This is a genomic window from Thalassospira sp. UBA4513, assembly GCF_002388495.1.
Classification (GTDB): Bacteria; Pseudomonadota; Alphaproteobacteria; order Rhodospirillales; family Thalassospiraceae; genus Thalassospira; species Thalassospira tepidiphila.
Map to the genome: position 1 here is coordinate 6,035 of NZ_DGMR01000007.1, position 16,252 is coordinate 22,286.

Here is a 16,252-nt window from a genome sequence, read left to right on the forward strand (position 1 = left end):
ACGGACCGTATCAATGCGCTGATGACCAACAAATCCAAGGCCGAAGGCATTTCGCTGGAAGAGGCGCGCACCAAAACCCAGGCGGGTCTTCCCACGGGACGTTTTGGTGATCCGCTTGATTTCGGGGCGACCTGTGCCTTCATGTGCAGCGAGCATGCGAAATTCATGGTCGGGCAAAACATCCTGCTTGATGGTGGCGCCTTCAACTCGACGCTTTAATTCGTCCCATGCTGGTCTGCAAACGGCTGGCTTTTGCGCTTCCGGTGCTGACGTACTTTAAGTACGTTGCGCGCCGGTTCTCAAAGTCAGCCGTTTTCGCCACAGCATGAAACGAATTCCGGTACCTGATGCAACAACGGCGATAGCGCGAGTTCATAGATGGCGTCATTCACCTTTGTTTATGTGCTGCGCGAATGTGATTTCAGGCCGGGGCAGGGTAAGGCCACTTTGCCCCGGACCTATGTTGGCTGGTCGACCGATGTCGAGGCTAGGCTTGCCACGCATAATAGCGGCAAGGGGGCCAAGACGACGCGCGGGCGGCAATGGGAACTGGTGTATGTCGAACGGTTTCGCACCTTCGGGCAGGCGATGAGCCGGGAATGGCATCTTAAGCGCGATCGCAAGCTGCGCCGGATGCTGGCAGGTGGATAGGCTGGTTGATTTGGACACAAATCAGGACTTGCATCATCGCGCCAAGTGACAGATATGTCCTTGAAATAAACGCATTCAAACTAGGGTACCTCTGATCATGGCATTCGTTCGTAAAAATCCACTGAAACTTAACAATCTGCAGCTGCGCACGCTTGTGCTTGCACAGGTGATTGCCAAGGATCCGAATTCGGGCAAGATTGACGAGGCCACCGGCGAAGCAACGCTTTTGCGTGTCCCCCATGCTCATGGTGACCACGTTCATGTTGGCAAATTCACCGTGGCCGCCCGCGATGCCAGCGGGTTCGATAACCCGGCTGTCTGGGTCGCACTTGCCCGCAAGGGGCTGGTCAAGGAAGGCTATCCGGCCAGCATCGTTCTGACCAAGGAAGGCATGGAATATGATACCGGCCTTGGCGATCATTTCCTTGAGGAAAGCGATCACTAGGATCGGTTGATATCGGTACCAACCTGATGCGAAAAAGCCCTGCATTTGCAGGGCTTTTGTTTTGGCAATGACGTGCCTTTTTAGTCGACCCGGATGAATTTCCCGTCCTGGATGGCCACAAAATAGATGTTGCGATTGCCATCGCCAAAGGCATCAAACACCAGTTCCTGATGCAGCCCCTGTTGCGGCGGCAGATTTGTCAGCGCATCGGCAAGCGATTGATCCGGGTGCTTGGTACGGAGTGCGGCAAACAGCACGGTCGCCGCGTCATAGCCCAGAACCGCGGTATAGCCGGGCTGACGACCGAACATTTCGTTGAACGCGGCGACAAATTTCTGGAAGCGCGGATTGGTGTCATAACGGTCATAGGCCTGTGCGAGTTCCACGCCCTCGACCGCCTCGCCACCGACCTCTATCAGGGCCTGTGAACCGGCCCATTCTGAGACAGCAAGCGGAATGCTTGATGACAGCTTGCGGATTTCTTGGGCCATCTGCGCACTGTCTGTGCTGTTGGTGATCAGAACGATGGCGTCGGGATCGTCGGCCAACAATTGGCTTGCTGCTTCGGCGTGGGTGATATTGTCGGTGTTGATCCAGATTTTGGAGATGACCCGCCCGTCAAGGGCATCAAGTTCCAGAAGGAACTCGCGATACCAGCTGTCGGTAAAGGCCTGGTTCTGGCCATCAAGGGCAAGGGCGACCCGTTCATAGCCCTGATCGATATAGCGACGGGCATAGGCGCGCGCATTTTCACGCGTCGTGGTGTTCATGCGAAACAGGTTGTCACGAAAACCGGCAAAGTCGGCCGCAGAGACCGTAGGCGAAATGGTCACGACACCCAATTCATTGATCACCGGCAGCATCGCCATGCCGATCGAACTGATGATCGGGCCGACAATCGCATCAACGCCAAGACGCTTGAGCTCGCGCACGTGATTTTGGGCCACTTCCGGGGTTTTCAGATCATCACGCGGAATGATTTCCACCATGCGACCATTGATGCCGCCATCGGTATTGACCTGTTGGGCGGCCAGTTTCAACGCATCAAGCGCGTCCGTTCCGGCATCCGATCCGGGGCCGGACAGGCCGGCAATGAAACCGATTTTGATCGGGCCTGATTGATCACAGGCAACCAGCAAGAAGCATCCGACAAAGACAGAGCACAGAAACCTGATGGACCGCATTTTATTCCTTGCAGTTTTTCTTGATCGGCCCGATAGGCTGGCCCTTTGTTATTGCCTTATCCTGTCATGATCGTCAGCGACAAGGCGACAGATCCGATATGGCAGTTCCCCGAATGTGTTTCAAGCGGTTGATATTGCGATATTTGCCGCACCAACCCAAATCCCGATCCTAGCCAAAGTCGCGTCTGGCTTGCAGCACCCTTCCCATTGTGGTCATCAGGCACAAGGCACCGAAAATGGCGGCGATCATGTTAAACGAGGCCGGGAAGATACAAATAAGACATAAGACCAGTATGGTCTCGCTGCCTTCGGTGATGCCAGTCAGATAGAAGAAGCTCTTTTTGCCTTGGGCGTCGCCATCCGTGCGCCCCTGCTTGGCGGCAATGATCGCATAGGCCAGAAAACTCGACCCGGTGCCGACAAAACAGAAAATCAGAAACGCCGCCATCAGGGCATGTTCCGGCCGGCCAATGGCAAAGGCCAGAATGATGCCCGAATAAAACAAAAAGTCGGACACGATATCGTAGTAACCGCCAAGATCGCTTTCCTGACTTTTTGCATTGGGATGGCGCGACCGTGGGGCGGCATGGCGTGCAACTGCGCCATCAAGCCCGTCCATGAACCGTGAGCCAAGGATAAAAACAAGTGCTGCGTAATCAAGTTTCAGCACAAGACAGCCTGCCGCCAGCAGGCCAAGGAAAAAGCCAACGCCGGTGATGAAGTTCGGCGTAATGCCCGTGCCCGAAAGCGTACGCGCAATCGCATTTAACGGCACATCAATCAGCGGGCGCAGGCGGGCATCAAACATCTGGTGTTTCCGGTTATCTCGTTGAAACAGCGACTATAAGCGCAAGTTCGATGGAATGAAAATCACCAGTTTGTTGATGGCGGGTGAGATGGCTATTCACCGGACGGGATCAGTTGGTAATAGGGGCTTTCTTCAAGCACCGCGTCATCAACGGGGCTGAGTTTGTTTTGTCGAATGACCGCCTGGATTTCTTCGATATAGACACTGCCGCGTTCGGAATATCGGGTCAGTGTTTCGGCCAAGACAGATCCTGAAAGGGGTTCCTGATCGGCGATCATTCTGGCCCGCAAATCACGAAATTCCGTGTAGGCCGACCCGGTATTGAGGTTCATCATATAGGCTCGAACCGAACCGAACGGTGTTTTAAAAGCCGCGATCTTGTAATCACCAAGGTGCTTTCGCTGTTCTTCGGGCGTGATGCCTTCGCCGCCATAGGTCCATTGACCAAACAATGCGTTGCCAAGGGCGGCAAAGCGCGATGTGCCCCAGCCGCTTTCGATGGCCATTTGCGCCATGGCAAGCGACGGGGGAACCGGTGCGATGCGTTTTTCAAGTTCCACGATGGTTGCCGGGTCTTCGGGGGCTGTTTCAACACGGTATTGTTCGGCCAGCTCAGCAATGATCGAAAGGTCGTTGGTGCGGATCGCATCGCGAAGGACACTGCTTTGCAGGGCGATTTCCTCGTTCGCAAGCAGGGTCAGCGGGCCGAGTGTCCGGAAAAATGTGCGTTTTTTGGCCGTGACCGTCAGTTGATCGGCAAGTTCGTCACGCCATCTTGTCGGGATGGTTTGCAGGAAAAGCCGGGGAACGGTGCGTTCCCCCGCGTTCCAGCGTTCTGCGGTATAGCCAAGATCCTCAAACAGCTTTTCAAGCTGTTCATAGCCATTCAGTTCAATGCGGATGACGTCGCTTTGGTCGGGCGTAGGCAGAAGGATATCCGCCCGTGCAGCGGGAAGGACACCCGCGGCCATCCCAAAGGTGGCAGCCGCCAGAACGGAAAATGTGCGTATCAGGACACGTTTAAACATGGTGTGCCTCGCTGATCTGACCTGACATCGGTGCAGGATCAGAATGCTACCATGCTTTGGGGTTTAACGGCGAAAATCTTCAAGACGTTTGCGCTGTTTTCCAGCCTCGTCAAAGTTATCGGGTGCCAGCCACGCCTCGAACGCGGCCTTGACGGCAGGCCATTCTTCAACGATGACGGAAAACCATGCGGTGTCGCGGTTGCGCCCTTTGTAAACCATGTGGTTGCGAAACGTGCCTTCATAGGTGAAGCCATACCGTGTGGCGGCGGCACGCGACGGGGCATTTTGATCATCGCATTTCCATTCGTAGCGGCGATAGCCCAGCTCATCAAAGGCGCGCTTCATCATCAGATACATCGCCTCTGTCCCGCCAATGGTCTTTGAAAGGGCCGGGGCATAATTGATGTTGCCGATTTCGATCACGCCATTGTTGGCATCCATCCGCATGAAGGCGGCAACGCCGACGGCCATGTTGGATGCCTTGTCGATGATGGTATGGAGCATCGGGTCGTTACTGGCGTTCATGCCATCCAGCCAGGCCTTGTAGGCGGTGAAATCGGCAAACGGTCCGGTCGGAAGGTATGCGAAGCGTGACCCATCAGGCACCTTGCTGTTGGCATCAAACAGTTGCGTGGCATCGCGGGCAACATCAAGCGGGCTTACGATGACGTGGTTGCCGATCATGTCGTTGCGCGGTGGCAATGCGCACCTGGTCCAGTTTTCAACCGGGTGGCCGACGGGTTTGCCAAAGATGTCTTTGTGGGGCGTGGTCATGGTGGTTCCTGTTGGTCTGATAAAGTGTGGTTTCTGATCAGCAGGATGGTTGGAATTGGTCCTCTGTTCCAGTGCCAGTTTTACAAATGTGATGGTGCCAATCGTGGCAGCCACTCAATCAATGGAAATCATGGCTGTCGATCTTAAGGCGCTTGTGACTGGCGGTGGGTGTTTCCGGTTTTGAGCTCAACTGGTCCAGATCAGCCTCCGGTTTAGGGGCGGGTCGCGATGTTGTGGGTGATGCGGCTTCCCCGGTTTGCAGGGCGGTGCGTGGGCTGGCCCAACGCAGGTTGCGTGGATGGTTGTTGGCATCACGCGCGATTTTTGTGTTCTCGCTCATGGATTGCAGCATATGGCTCAGATCGACCAGCTTGTCGGCAATGATATGCGTCACCCCGTCTTCGCGTTGCAATTTGCCGGTCACGCCCAGAACCGTGGCGGTCATGACTTCGCGGCGGTGTTGTTCCATCACCTTGCTCCAGACCACAAGGTTGGTGATGCCGGTTTCATCCTCAAGGGTTATGAAAACAACCCCGGATGCCGTGCCGGGGCGCTGGCGGACAATCGCCAAGCCGGCATGGGTCAAACGATCCCCATTTCGCACATTGGGCAGATCACTGGCGGTACACACCCCGGCGGCACCCAATGCATCACGCAGCATCGCCATCGGATGGCCCTTAAGCGACAGACGCAGGCTGGCGTAATCTTCGATGATCTCCTCGCCCGGGCCCATGATCGGCAGATCCACCGGCGCTTCTGCACCGAACTCGGCCGAGACACCCATATTGTGGTTAAAGTTCTGGGCTGCCTCAAACAGGGGCAGGCTTGCTGGTGCCTTGCGGCCCTTGCCAAACCGGCGCACGGCCCAAAGCGCTTCGCGCCTTGATAAGCCCAGTGACCCGAACGCATCAGCCTCGGCCAGTTTTTCAAGCGCGGCGGGGGATAGTCCTGTCTGGCGCGCCATCAGGTAGACATCCTGAAACCCGCCAGCGGGCCTATTGGAAATCAGGGCAAGGGCATCAAGCTCGCCAAATCCCTTGATCTGGCGAAAACCAAGCCGCACGGAATGATATCCCGCCGTTCGGCCCAATTCGCGTTCCAACTGATTGTCCCAGAAACTGTGATTGATATCGATTTCAAGCACACGCACACCGTGATTGCGCGCATCATTAACCAACTGTGCCGGGGCATAAAACCCCATCGGTTGTGAATTCAAAAGCGCACATAAAAACACATCCGGGTGATGGCATTTAAGCCAGGATGACGCATAGGCCAGAATGGCAAAACTCGCCGCGTGGCTTTCAGGGAAGCCATAATCGGCAAAGCCTTCGATCTGTTTGAAGCAGCGTTCGGCAAAGTCCATGTCATAGCCGTTACCCAGCATGCCATTGATGAACTTGGTCCGGTGTTCGCCGATGGTGCCGGTGCGCTTGAACGTTGCCATGGCACGACGCAGGTTATCGGCCTCTCCGCCGGAATAGCCGGCGGCGACAATGGCGATCTGCATCGCCTGTTCCTGAAACAGCGGCATACCGCAGGTGCGTTTCAATACGGCTTCGAGTTCCGGGGATGGATATTCGACCTTTTCGCGGCCCATGCGCCGCTGCAAAAACGGATGGACCATGCCGCCCTGGATCGGGCCGGGGCGGACGATGGCGACCTGAATGGTCAGATCATAAATGCTTTGCGGTTTTAAACGTGGCAGCATGCTCATTTGCGCGCGCGATTCCACCTGAAAGGTGCCGATACTGTCGGCCTTTTCCAACATGCGATAGGTCGCCCGGTCTTCCTTGGGCAGGGTCGCAAGATCGTAATCAATGTTCTTGTGCGTGCGCAGCTCATCCAAGGCCTTTCGGATGCAGGTCAGCATGCCAAGGGCCAAGATATCGACCTTAAGGATACCCAGCGCATCAATGTCATCCTTGTCCCATTCAATGGTGGTCCGGTCCGCCATGGCGGCATTGGCAATCGGGGACAGTTCACAAAGCGGCCCGCGCGTAATGACAAAGCCACCAACATGTTGCGACAAATGGCGCGGAAAGCCCGTCAACTCGCCCGCGATATCGAGCACCGCCTTCAGGCGCGGTTCATCGGGATGAATGCCGGATTGGCGCATCATGTTGTCATGCGCGCCCTTGCTGCTGGATCCCCAGATGGTTTTGGTCAGTTTGACGATGGTGTCTTCCGACAGGCCAAACACCTTGCCGACATCACGAATGGCGCTGCGCGATCGGTATGAAATCACCGTGGCGGTCAGCCCGGCCCGTTCGCGACCATAACGTTCATAGATGAACTGAATAACCTCTTCGCGGCGTTCATGTTCGAAATCGACATCGATATCAGGCGGTTCATTGCGCGCATTGCTGATGAAGCGTGAAAACAGCAATTCCACCTTGTTGGGATCGACCGAGGTGACATGCAAACAAAAACAAACCGATGAATTGGCCGCTGATCCGCGCCCCTGACACAAAATGCCCCGGGACCGGGCAAAGGCGACAATGTCATGCACGGTCAGGAAATAGGGGGCATAGCCCAACTCGTCGATCAGTTTAAGCTCTGTCTCAATCAGGTTTTTGACCTTGTCGGGCACACCATCGGGATAGCGTTTATGCGCGCCTTCCCAGGTCAGGCGGGTCAACCGTTCCTGGGTGCCTTCGCCCGATCCGTCATTTTCGTCGGGGTATTCATAGCGCAACTCATCAAGGCTGAAGGTGCATTGATCGGCAATCTCGGTGGTGCGGGCCAACCAGTGCGGGTGACCCGGAAACAGGCGGGCCATTTCACGCGGTGATTTGATATGACGTTCGCCATTGGGAAACAGGCGGTATCCCGCATCCTCAATCGTGCAGTGATGGCGAATGCAGGTCAGGACATCCTGCAATGGTTTGCGTGACCTAAGATGCATATGCACGTCATTGGTCACCACGGCCGGAATGCCAAGATCGGCCTCGACCATTTCGGTAAACTCAAGGCGTTCTGTGTCAAACCCGTCCATGAACCGCCCAACCGCCAGCCAAAGGCGATCTCCGAAATGCGATTTCAAACTGATCAGTTCAGTGCGAAAGGCATCACCCGGCACTTGGGGCGGCACGGCGATAAACAGCAGCCCTTCGCCATGGGTGACGATATCGGCAAGATAAATCTCGCATGATCCCTTGGGCGCGCGGCGCTTGCCAAGGGTGAGGAGCCTGCACAGCCGGGCATAAGATGCACGGTCGGTCGGATAACACAGCAAGGATGGCCCATCCATCGGGTCCAGCCGACAGCCAACAATGTAACTCAACCGGTCGGCATAAGTGCGATGGGCGGTATGGCCGCGCACCACCCCGGCCAACGTGTTGTGATCGGTGATCGCAATTGCATGCAGGCCCTTGGTGGCGGCGGTCAGAACCAGTTCCTCGGCATGCGATGCGCCGCGCAGAAATGAAAAATTGCTGCTGACATGCAATTCGGCATAGGTCGGGGTGTCGGTGCTGTTGGTTTGTTCGGTCATGGCATCATCCGGCAAATAATCCATGCACCGACCAGATATCCTGCCCGGCATGGCCACTGCGAAACAGCCAGATCAACCGGCCTTTCTGATCGCAAATGCGGAAATAATCGCGTGTCATCTGCGACAGGGCGTAATTATCCCGGTCCAGATGGCTCCACCATTCCGGGCAGATGCGCTCTGGCCCGTCGGCCCGCAGAACATCAATCATCATCTTGCGCCAGCGCAGTTTTGTTGGCGCGCCGTTGGCACTGCGTTCCATAACATCAACTGGTTCGGGCGGATCAATCAGCCGAACCGGGCGTTTGGGCAGGGGCGCGTCGGTCAGGCGGCCCGGTTTGGCCGCCCCGGTCGGCGATTGCCGGATGGCGGCCCGTTCGGGCAGGTGGCTGGCGTGATGGGCCGGGCGATACAAAATGTCCTTGGGTCCCAGATGATGGGCAATGCGATCAAGCAGTTGGGCAAGGGCGATATGATCGCTGCTGTCTTCCTGTTTGCGATCAAGGCGGACCTGGCGAAAGGCGACATGTTCGACCCAGGGGGCATAGACAATCACCTGTTCGATGCCAAACCCGGTATCCACCCCGGGCATCTTTTCTGCGAGCAATCGCAAAATATGGCTTTCGGACTGGCAGGGCGTGCCGGTTGTGGTCGTGATGGTATGGGCATGGCCATCGACCCGAATGGACCGGACGAGTAACCGCCTAAGACCAAGGTTTTCATCGCGCAGCTTTGCGCAAAGGTCCGCCACCATGCTTTCAATCGCATGTGCCAGCGTGTCTGCACTCCCCAATGGTTCGCCAAAGTTCTGTTTGATCAGCCACGGGGCATCGGGCAGCTCGAAATTCAGATGTTCGGGCAGGCGGCCATAAAACTGATCAAGGCGATGCAACACATCTGGCCCAAGGCGGGTGGTGATATTGGCACGCGGCAGCGGCGTGATATCGCCAAGGTGTTTCAGGCCAAGTCGCGACAGAACCGCCTTGATGTCATCAGACAGCCGCAGGCACGATACCGGAAACCCGGCCGCAATTCCGTGATCGCGTGGCAGGGACAAAATGCGCTCATTGGGTGCGCCCGGATGACACCGGGCCGCGGCCCATGCGGCACCAGCGGTATCGGCAATGGCGGTGCGGGCAGCAATGCCTTGGGCCTTCATGTCGCGCAGGATTTGCGTGATCATGGTGCTTTCACCGCCAAACAAATGACTGCCGCCAGTGATTTCAAGCCATAGGCCCGCATCGCCATTAAGCCCATGTGCATGCAGGTCGCGGTCTGGCGCAATCCATGGGCTATAGCGGTCCATGAAGCGCACCAGTCGGGCAAATTTGCCATCGCAGAGTTCAGGCTCTTCAGGGCTGTCCTGAAGATCGGGCAGGATGCTGCGCGCATCAGAAAGGCGCATGCCACCGTGCAATCCGGCCTTTTGTGCCGCTGCATTCAGTCCACAGACGAGCACGCCCTTGTGGTCGCTGCGCGTGATCACGTGCGGGGGGGCTTGTGGCTTTGAGGCCTGTGGGGCAGTTTTCAGACTGTCAGCATCGCGGGGCTGATCAGGCGTGGGCGTGCCTGTCTTTGGGGTTGTCTTCTGACAGTCGGTTTTCCAGTGGGGCAGCCACAGATAAAGAAAACGTTGTTGCATCGGTTTTGACTTTCCAGCTTCCCGGTCGGACCCCGCGTCCCCCGATCAGGCTGAGATGATGGTCGTTTCCTGTTGGTCGTTCTGTTGGTTCCAAGGCGTTTACAGGTGTTATTTGCCAGCGCGTCCAGGCGCTTGAGGTCGGAATCCGCCCGTTTCTGGCAAGCGGGCGTAAAACAATGATGCGTGTGCCGCCACTTTCGCAGGCCAGTTGCAGGCGTCGTGCCGTGGTCAGGTCATAGTCGGAGGTTTCAATGATCACCGCACGGACCTGACCGGATTTTGCCACTTCCTCGCAGGTCCAAAGGGCGGTGGCCTGTTGATCCACCGTCATCATCAACGGTTCTGGTTCAAGGGCCGTCATCGGCAGGGACAGGGCATAAAACCCGCCCTGATCCAGCGCGCGACGCTGCCGGATCCAGAAGATGCCCTTGCCGGGTGGAGAGGCAAATGGGGCATCAGAGGGCGCATCCACAGACAATGTCGCCAGATACCACGCCAAAAGGGACGCCGCGCAATCATCATGGCCGCACAACACTTCATGCAGGCCAATCGGGGCAAGGCCGCCGATGCTGATATGATCGCGCAGGAACGTGCCGCCAAAGGCACGCGCAATTACCCCGTCTGCCCGATCTGGCCCACCGGACAGACAGGAAACCTGAACTTTCCATTGTTGCTCGGCCCGGGCCAAAGCTGCGCGTGCCTGATGAATGCGTCTGTCTGACATTTTATTGTTCCTGTTTTGTTCTATTTTATGTGGTCAAAGCGGAACAGGAGTCAAGGCGTATCCAATCGGGTTTTTCAGGATCGGGGATATGTGGTTGAAGCAAAAGAAAACCCGACATTCGCAAATGCCGGGTTTTCCTGAATGCATGTCTGAGTCAGATCAGATTTCCGGGAACCAGGCCCCGAGAACACCGAATTCTTCAAGCTTGGAGACAATCGCCTCTGCGGCTTCTTCGGCGGTTTGATCGGATGTGTTGACCGTGATCTCGGCATTTTCCGGCCGCTCATAGGGGCTGTCGATCCCGGTGAAGTTGGCGATCTCGCCCGCACGGGCCTTTTTATAAAGGCCTTTCACATCGCGCTGTTCGCAGACTTCAAGCGGGGTGTCGATAAACACCTCGATGAACTCGTCTTTCTCAACAAGGCTGCGTGCCAGTTGGCGTTCGCTTTTGAACGGCGAGATGAAGGACACCAGCGTGATCACGCCCGCATCGACAAAAAGCTTGGCGGTTTCCCCCACACGGCGGATGTTTTCCACGCGATCGGCATCGGTAAAGCCAAGATCCTTGTTCAGGCCATGACGGACATTGTCGCCATCAAGGGTGTAGGTGTGCTTGCCAAGGGCGTGGAGCTTTTTCTCAACTAGGTTGGCAACGGTCGATTTGCCCGCACCCGACAGGCCGGTGAACCACAGAATGACCGATTTCTGGCCTTTCTGATAGGCACGAGCCCCCTTGTTGATGTCCATTTCCTGCCATTTGATGTTGGTCGCACGGCGCAGGGAATGGTTGACCATGCCCGCCCCAACAGTGGCGTTGGTAAAGCGGTCAATAATGATGAAGCGGCCCGAATGACGGTTTTGATCATAGGGATCAAACGCCAACGCCTTGTCGGCCGAGATATTGGCAATCCCGACTTCATTAAGCTCAAGCGTCTTGCCCGCCACGTGTTCAAGCGTGTTCACATTGACCTTGTATTTTAGGTCGCTGATCTGCGCATTGGCAACCTGTGCGCCCATCTTGATCAGATAGGGACGGCCGGGCAGAAGGTGATCTTCGTGCATCCAGATGATGCGGGCTTCGAACTGATCGGCAAAGTCGGGCTTGGCATCCGCATGCGCCAAAATGTCGCCACGCGAAATGTCGATTTCATCTTCAAGGGTCAGGGTGATCGCCTGACCGGCAATGGCAACATCCAGGTTGCCATCAAAGGTGACGATGTCCTTGACCTTGCTGGTATGACCCGATGCGGTGACGACAACCTCGTCACCCGGTTTGACGCGGCCTGATGAAATGGTGCCGGAAAAGCCCCGGAAATCAAGGTTCGGGCGGTTAACCCACTGCACTGGCAAACGGAACGGCTTTTCAATCGCATCCTGTTCGACCTGCACATCTTCAAGATGGGCCAGAAGCGTCGGGCCGGAATACCAGGGCGTATTCGCGCTCGGCTCGATCATGTTGTCGCCACGCAGGGCCGAAAGCGGGATCGCGGTGATCGAGCTATAGTTCAGCTGCTCGGCGAATTTCAGATACTCGGCAACGATCTGATCAAATTTGGCCTGATCATAATCGATCAGGTCCATCTTGTTGACGGCCAGCACCACATGCTTGATGCCCAAAAGGGATGTGATGAAGCTGTGACGGCGGGTCTGGGTCAGAATCCCCTTGCGCGCATCAATCAGGATCACGGCAACATCGGCGGTCGAGGCACCGGTTGCCATGTTACGGGTATATTGTTCGTGGCCGGGGGTATCGGCGACGATGAATTTACGCTTGTCGGTCGAGAAGAAACGATAGGCAACATCAATGGTGATGCCCTGTTCGCGTTCGGCCTGTAAACCATCAAGCAGCAGGGCGAAATCAATCTCGCCGCCCTGGGTGCCAACCTTGCGGCTATCTGATTCAAGGGCGGCCAGCTGATCTTCAAAGATCAGTTTGGAATCCCAAAGCAGACGCCCGATGAGGGTCGATTTACCGTCATCCACGCTGCCGCAGGTGATGAAACGCAGAAGGCTTTTTTCTTCCTGAGCCTTGAGGTAGCCGAGAATATCATCGGCGATCAAATCAGACTTGTGTGACATCAGAAATAGCCTTCCTGCTTCTTCTTCTCCATCGACCCGGCCTGGTCGTGGTCAATCATGCGGCCCTGACGTTCGCTTGAACGGGTCAAAAGCATTTCCTGGATAATCTCGGGCAGGGTGGCGGCCTCGGACTCAACCGCCCCGGTGAGTGGGTAGCAGCCAAGGGTCCTGAAACGCACCGATTTCATTTCCGGGGTCTCGCCCGGATTAAGCGGCATACGGTCGTCATCGACCATGATCAGCATGCCGTCGCGTTCGACCACCGGACGTTTGGCGGAATAATACAGCGGCACAATCGGGATCTGCTCAAGATAGATATATTGCCAGATATCAAGCTCGGTCCAGTTCGAGATCGGGAAAGCACGGATGCTTTCACCCTTGTTGATCCGGGCGTTATAGATATCCCACAATTCCGGGCGCTGGTTTTTCGGATCCCAGCGGTGGGTTTCGGTGCGGAAGGAAAACACGCGTTCCTTGGCACGAGCCTTTTCCTCGTCACGCCGCGCACCGCCAAAGGCGGCATCGAACTTGTATTTGTTCAGCGCCTGTTTAAGCGATTCCGTCTTCATGACATCAGTATGCAGGCTCGATCCATGGGTGAACGGGCCAATGCCGCGCTCCACACCGTCCTGATTGATGTGAACAATCAGATCAAAGCCGTATTCAGCCGCCATCCGGTCGCGAAATTCGATCATTTCGCGGAATTTCCAGGTGGTGTCGACATGCATCAATGGAAAGGGCGGCGGGGCCGGGTAAAACGCCTTGCGCGCCAGATGCAGCAGAACTGATGAATCCTTGCCGATGGAATAAAGCATCACCGGCCGCTCGAACGATGCCGCCACCTCGCGGATGATGTGGATACTCTCTGCCTCAAGCTGGCGGAGATGGGTCAGATTAGGCTGCATTCTCTTTCCTGCCGATCAATCATAACTGTGGCAATCAACACATAATTTAGTGTTTATAAAAGTATTTCACTTAGCTTTGATGGGTAATATGGAACGCCCCGCAACGCAAGTGTGATTTCTATTTTTACACAAAATTTTGTAGTCGAATGATTATCAACACCTTTAATGGTGTTTAATTCGAAAGGCGTGGCAGGGCAAGTTTATTTGCATCGCAGGGCCTCTGTTCGGGGAGGAAGACCTCAATTTTACCTTCCAAGCCAGATGCATTGACCAGATACCCCATTCATCGCCATATCAATCGCACGCAATTGCGGCGGCGATATGTGGGGGGTGATGAACGGACACGCACAGCCATTCAAGACCTGGATTATTCAGGATGGTATGGCCCTGATGTGGCAGGGGCGGGGCATTGTTGCCATTTCGGCGCTGCTGACAGTTCTGATCAGCGGGCTTGGCGCTGTCATGCCCGGACCCGCATTGTTGGGTGATGACGGAGCGCCCAGCCTGACGGGCACCATCTGGCAAGTCATCTGGTTTGCGATTTACGCCATTCCGCTGATCCCTGTTGCCTATGTCAGCCACATCGCTGTTCTGAGGGGCAAAGTCGGGTTTGCGGCCATGCTATCAAACGGTTTGGCCGGGTTGCTGTATTTTGCGCGAGCCATGATGGCTGCTGTAGTGGTGGTCGCGGTTTTGGTCACGCTCTATCAGCTTGTGTTCGTATCCGACCTTCTTTTGATGAGTACAGGCCGCGTTGATGTGTCGGCGGCGTTGCGCCTTGGTGTGGGGGCTGTGACGGCCCTTCTGGTCTTTGCCCTGCTTGTGCTGTTGGGCGCATGGGGTGCGATGATCGTTCAGGCGGGGCAGGCAGGGTTTGGCGATGTTCTGGCCGTCGGACGGCGATGCTTCTTCTATCTGTTTGTGCGACTCTTGGCGGTGGTTCTGTCCCTGCCCATTCTCTCAGCCTTGGTGTTGCCGGTCATGGGGCAGGTGGTGGCGATACTGGTTGCCGTTGGCATCCCCGCCGATCCGGCATTTCTGATCGTCAGTGCGGCATTTTCCGCGTTGATCGGCTGTTTCGCTGTTGTGCTGGTTTCCGTGGTCTTTTGTCGGGCCTGGCTGCGGGTAAAATAGCGGGCACAGCGCAAAACCGCATGGGGCTGTAACAAGCTTGGTGATAGAGTTAATTGTAATTTTATTTCAAATTTCGATGGCTCGATAAAATAAACTTGATTTAGGTCAGTGTTGCTTGCCAAATAACGGCAATGTTGCTGACCTAAAGAGTGCTGCCATGTCTGTTCAATGGAATGAAATGATCGTCCCCGATGCCCGTGCCCTGCGGGCGTCCGAAATTCGTGACCTGCTGAAAGTGGCTGAACGGCCAGAGATTATTTCATTTGCCGGTGGCGTGCCCGATCCCAAGCTTTTCCCGCTTGCGACCTTTAATCATGCTTATGGCGATTTGACCGGCGATGAGCAGGCCGGGCGTCGCAGCCTGCAATATTCCATCAGTGAAGGCCTGCCCGGGCTGCGACAATGGATTGCGGCCGATCTGGCGGCGACGGGGGCTGTGCGGGATATTGATAATATCCTGATCACCTGTGGCGCGCAGCAGGGGCTCGATATGCTCGCCCGCCTGTTGCTGGAGCCGGGGCGCGAGATCGTTCTGGAAAAGCCAAGTTATCTCGGCGCGATGCAGGCCTTTTCCATGCGTCGGCCAAGCTATGTCGGCATTGCCATGGATGATGCCGGCCCGGTGATTGCCGAACTTGATGCCGCCTTTGCCAAGGGGGCCCGGATTGCCTATCTGTCGCCGGATTTCCAGAACCCGACCGGGCGATCCTATTCGCTTGATCGCCGTTTGGCGGTGCTGGAAACCGCGCGCAAATACGGGGCGGTGATCCTTGAGGACGCGGCCTATTGCAAGCTTGCCTATGAAGGTGAAAGCCTGCCGTCGCTTTTGGCACTTGATGACACCCATGGCGATCCGGATGCCGGAACGGTTATTCAGCTTGGTACTTTTTCCAAAACCCTGGCACCGGCACTTCGTATTGGCTGGATCACGGCGCCGCGCCCAGTGATCCGTCAGCTTGTCCTGATGAAGCAGGCGGGGGATCTGCATGTATCAACCATCAATCAGGAAATTGCACTGCGTGCTGCATCGAAACTGTTCCCAAGCCATCTGGAAACCCTGCAGGATGCCTATCGCGCCAAACGCGATGTGATGCTGGGCGCGCTTGCGGACTTCATGCCTGAAGGTGTCAGTTGGTCGCGCCCGCAAGGCGGCATGTTTGTCTGGTTAACATTGCCCGAAAACATCAACAGCCGCGAACTTCTGATCGATGCGATGGAGGATGCCAAAGTCGCCTTTGTCCCCGGTCAGGCATTCTTCTGTGATCAAAGCGGGATCAACACCGCGCGCCTGAGCTTTGCCACCGAAAGCAGCGAGCGTATCCGCGACGGGATTGAACGTTTGGCTTTGCTGATCCGGCGCAAGGACAACCAGTAAGCAAAAAAAGAAC

14 protein-coding genes are annotated in these 16,252 nt (G+C 56.1%); 5 read left to right on the forward strand and 9 right to left on the reverse strand.

Features of this window, described 5'->3' with window-relative positions; translation table 11 throughout:
- The 3 genes from B2T33_RS02395 to B2T33_RS02405 form a co-directional block, all read left to right on the forward strand.
- Nucleotides 1–219, forward strand: a 219-nt coding sequence (locus B2T33_RS02395; RefSeq protein WP_286791053.1) for an SDR family oxidoreductase, incomplete at its 5' end; no start/stop codon positions are given.
- Between the two features lie 159 nt (nt 220–378).
- Nucleotides 379–651, forward strand: coding sequence for a GIY-YIG nuclease family protein (locus tag B2T33_RS02400; RefSeq protein WP_286791054.1), 273 nt, complete (start codon nt 379–381; stop codon nt 649–651).
- Between the two features lie 97 nt (nt 652–748).
- A complete protein-coding gene (locus B2T33_RS02405; protein WP_008890446.1) occupies nt 749–1,096 on the forward strand; it encodes a hypothetical protein in 348 nt (115 codons plus the stop codon).
- Nucleotides 1,097–1,176: 80 nt separating this feature from the next.
- Here B2T33_RS02405 and B2T33_RS02410 read toward each other — a convergent pair whose 3' ends face one another.
- The 9 genes from B2T33_RS02410 to cysD all read right to left on the reverse strand — a co-directional run bounded on the left by B2T33_RS02410 (nt 1,177) and on the right by cysD (nt 13,730).
- Nucleotides 1,177–2,280 (reverse strand): ABC transporter substrate-binding protein, encoded by a 1,104-nt coding sequence (locus tag B2T33_RS02410; protein ID WP_197147120.1) that lies wholly within the window; start codon nt 2,278–2,280, stop codon nt 1,177–1,179.
- 169 nt (nt 2,281–2,449) lie between these two features.
- A complete protein-coding gene (locus tag B2T33_RS02415) occupies nt 2,450–3,088 on the reverse strand; it encodes a CDP-alcohol phosphatidyltransferase family protein (RefSeq protein ID WP_008890448.1) in 639 nt (212 codons plus the stop codon).
- A 92-nt stretch (nt 3,089–3,180) separates the two neighbouring features.
- On the reverse strand, nt 3,181–4,116 hold the full coding sequence (locus B2T33_RS02420; RefSeq protein WP_286791055.1) for a glucosaminidase domain-containing protein: 936 nt from the start codon (nt 4,114–4,116) through the stop codon (nt 3,181–3,183).
- 63 nt (nt 4,117–4,179) lie between these two features.
- Nucleotides 4,180–4,890 carry a GNAT family N-acetyltransferase gene (locus tag B2T33_RS02425; protein WP_286791056.1) on the reverse strand — a complete coding sequence of 237 codons (711 nt, stop codon included), beginning with the start codon at nt 4,888–4,890 and terminating at the stop codon, nt 4,180–4,182.
- Between the two features lie 118 nt (nt 4,891–5,008).
- Nucleotides 5,009–8,383 (reverse strand): error-prone DNA polymerase, encoded by a 3,375-nt coding sequence (locus B2T33_RS02430; RefSeq protein ID WP_286791057.1) that lies wholly within the window; start codon nt 8,381–8,383, stop codon nt 5,009–5,011.
- Between the two features lie 4 nt (nt 8,384–8,387).
- Nucleotides 8,388–10,022, reverse strand: a complete 1,635-nt coding sequence (locus B2T33_RS02435) for a Y-family DNA polymerase (protein ID WP_414716628.1) — start codon at nt 10,020–10,022, stop codon at nt 8,388–8,390.
- On the reverse strand, nt 9,934–10,746 hold the full coding sequence (locus B2T33_RS02440) for an ImuA family protein (RefSeq protein ID WP_286791059.1): 813 nt from the start codon (nt 10,744–10,746) through the stop codon (nt 9,934–9,936). The genes B2T33_RS02435 and B2T33_RS02440 overlap by 89 nt, the downstream gene beginning before the upstream one ends.
- Before the next feature lie 159 nt (nt 10,747–10,905).
- Nucleotides 10,906–12,825 (reverse strand): sulfate adenylyltransferase subunit CysN, encoded by a 1,920-nt coding sequence (gene cysN, locus B2T33_RS02445; protein WP_286791060.1) that lies wholly within the window; start codon nt 12,823–12,825, stop codon nt 10,906–10,908.
- Nucleotides 12,825–13,730, reverse strand: a complete 906-nt coding sequence (cysD, locus tag B2T33_RS02450) for a sulfate adenylyltransferase subunit CysD (protein ID WP_197147131.1) — start codon at nt 13,728–13,730, stop codon at nt 12,825–12,827. Before cysD ends, cysN begins: the two co-directional genes overlap by 1 nt.
- A 333-nt stretch (nt 13,731–14,063) precedes the next feature.
- Here cysD and B2T33_RS02455 point away from each other — a divergent pair, with 333 nt between their 5' ends.
- Entirely contained in the window at nt 14,064–14,864 is an 801-nt protein-coding gene (locus tag B2T33_RS02455) for a hypothetical protein (RefSeq protein ID WP_197147132.1), read from the forward strand.
- 157 nt (nt 14,865–15,021) lie between these two features.
- The gene (locus B2T33_RS02460; protein WP_197147133.1) at nt 15,022–16,239 is read left to right on the forward strand and encodes a PLP-dependent aminotransferase family protein; all 1,218 of its coding nucleotides are present in this window, start codon (nt 15,022–15,024) and stop codon (nt 16,237–16,239) included.
- Nucleotides 16,240–16,252: the final 13 nt, after the last annotated feature.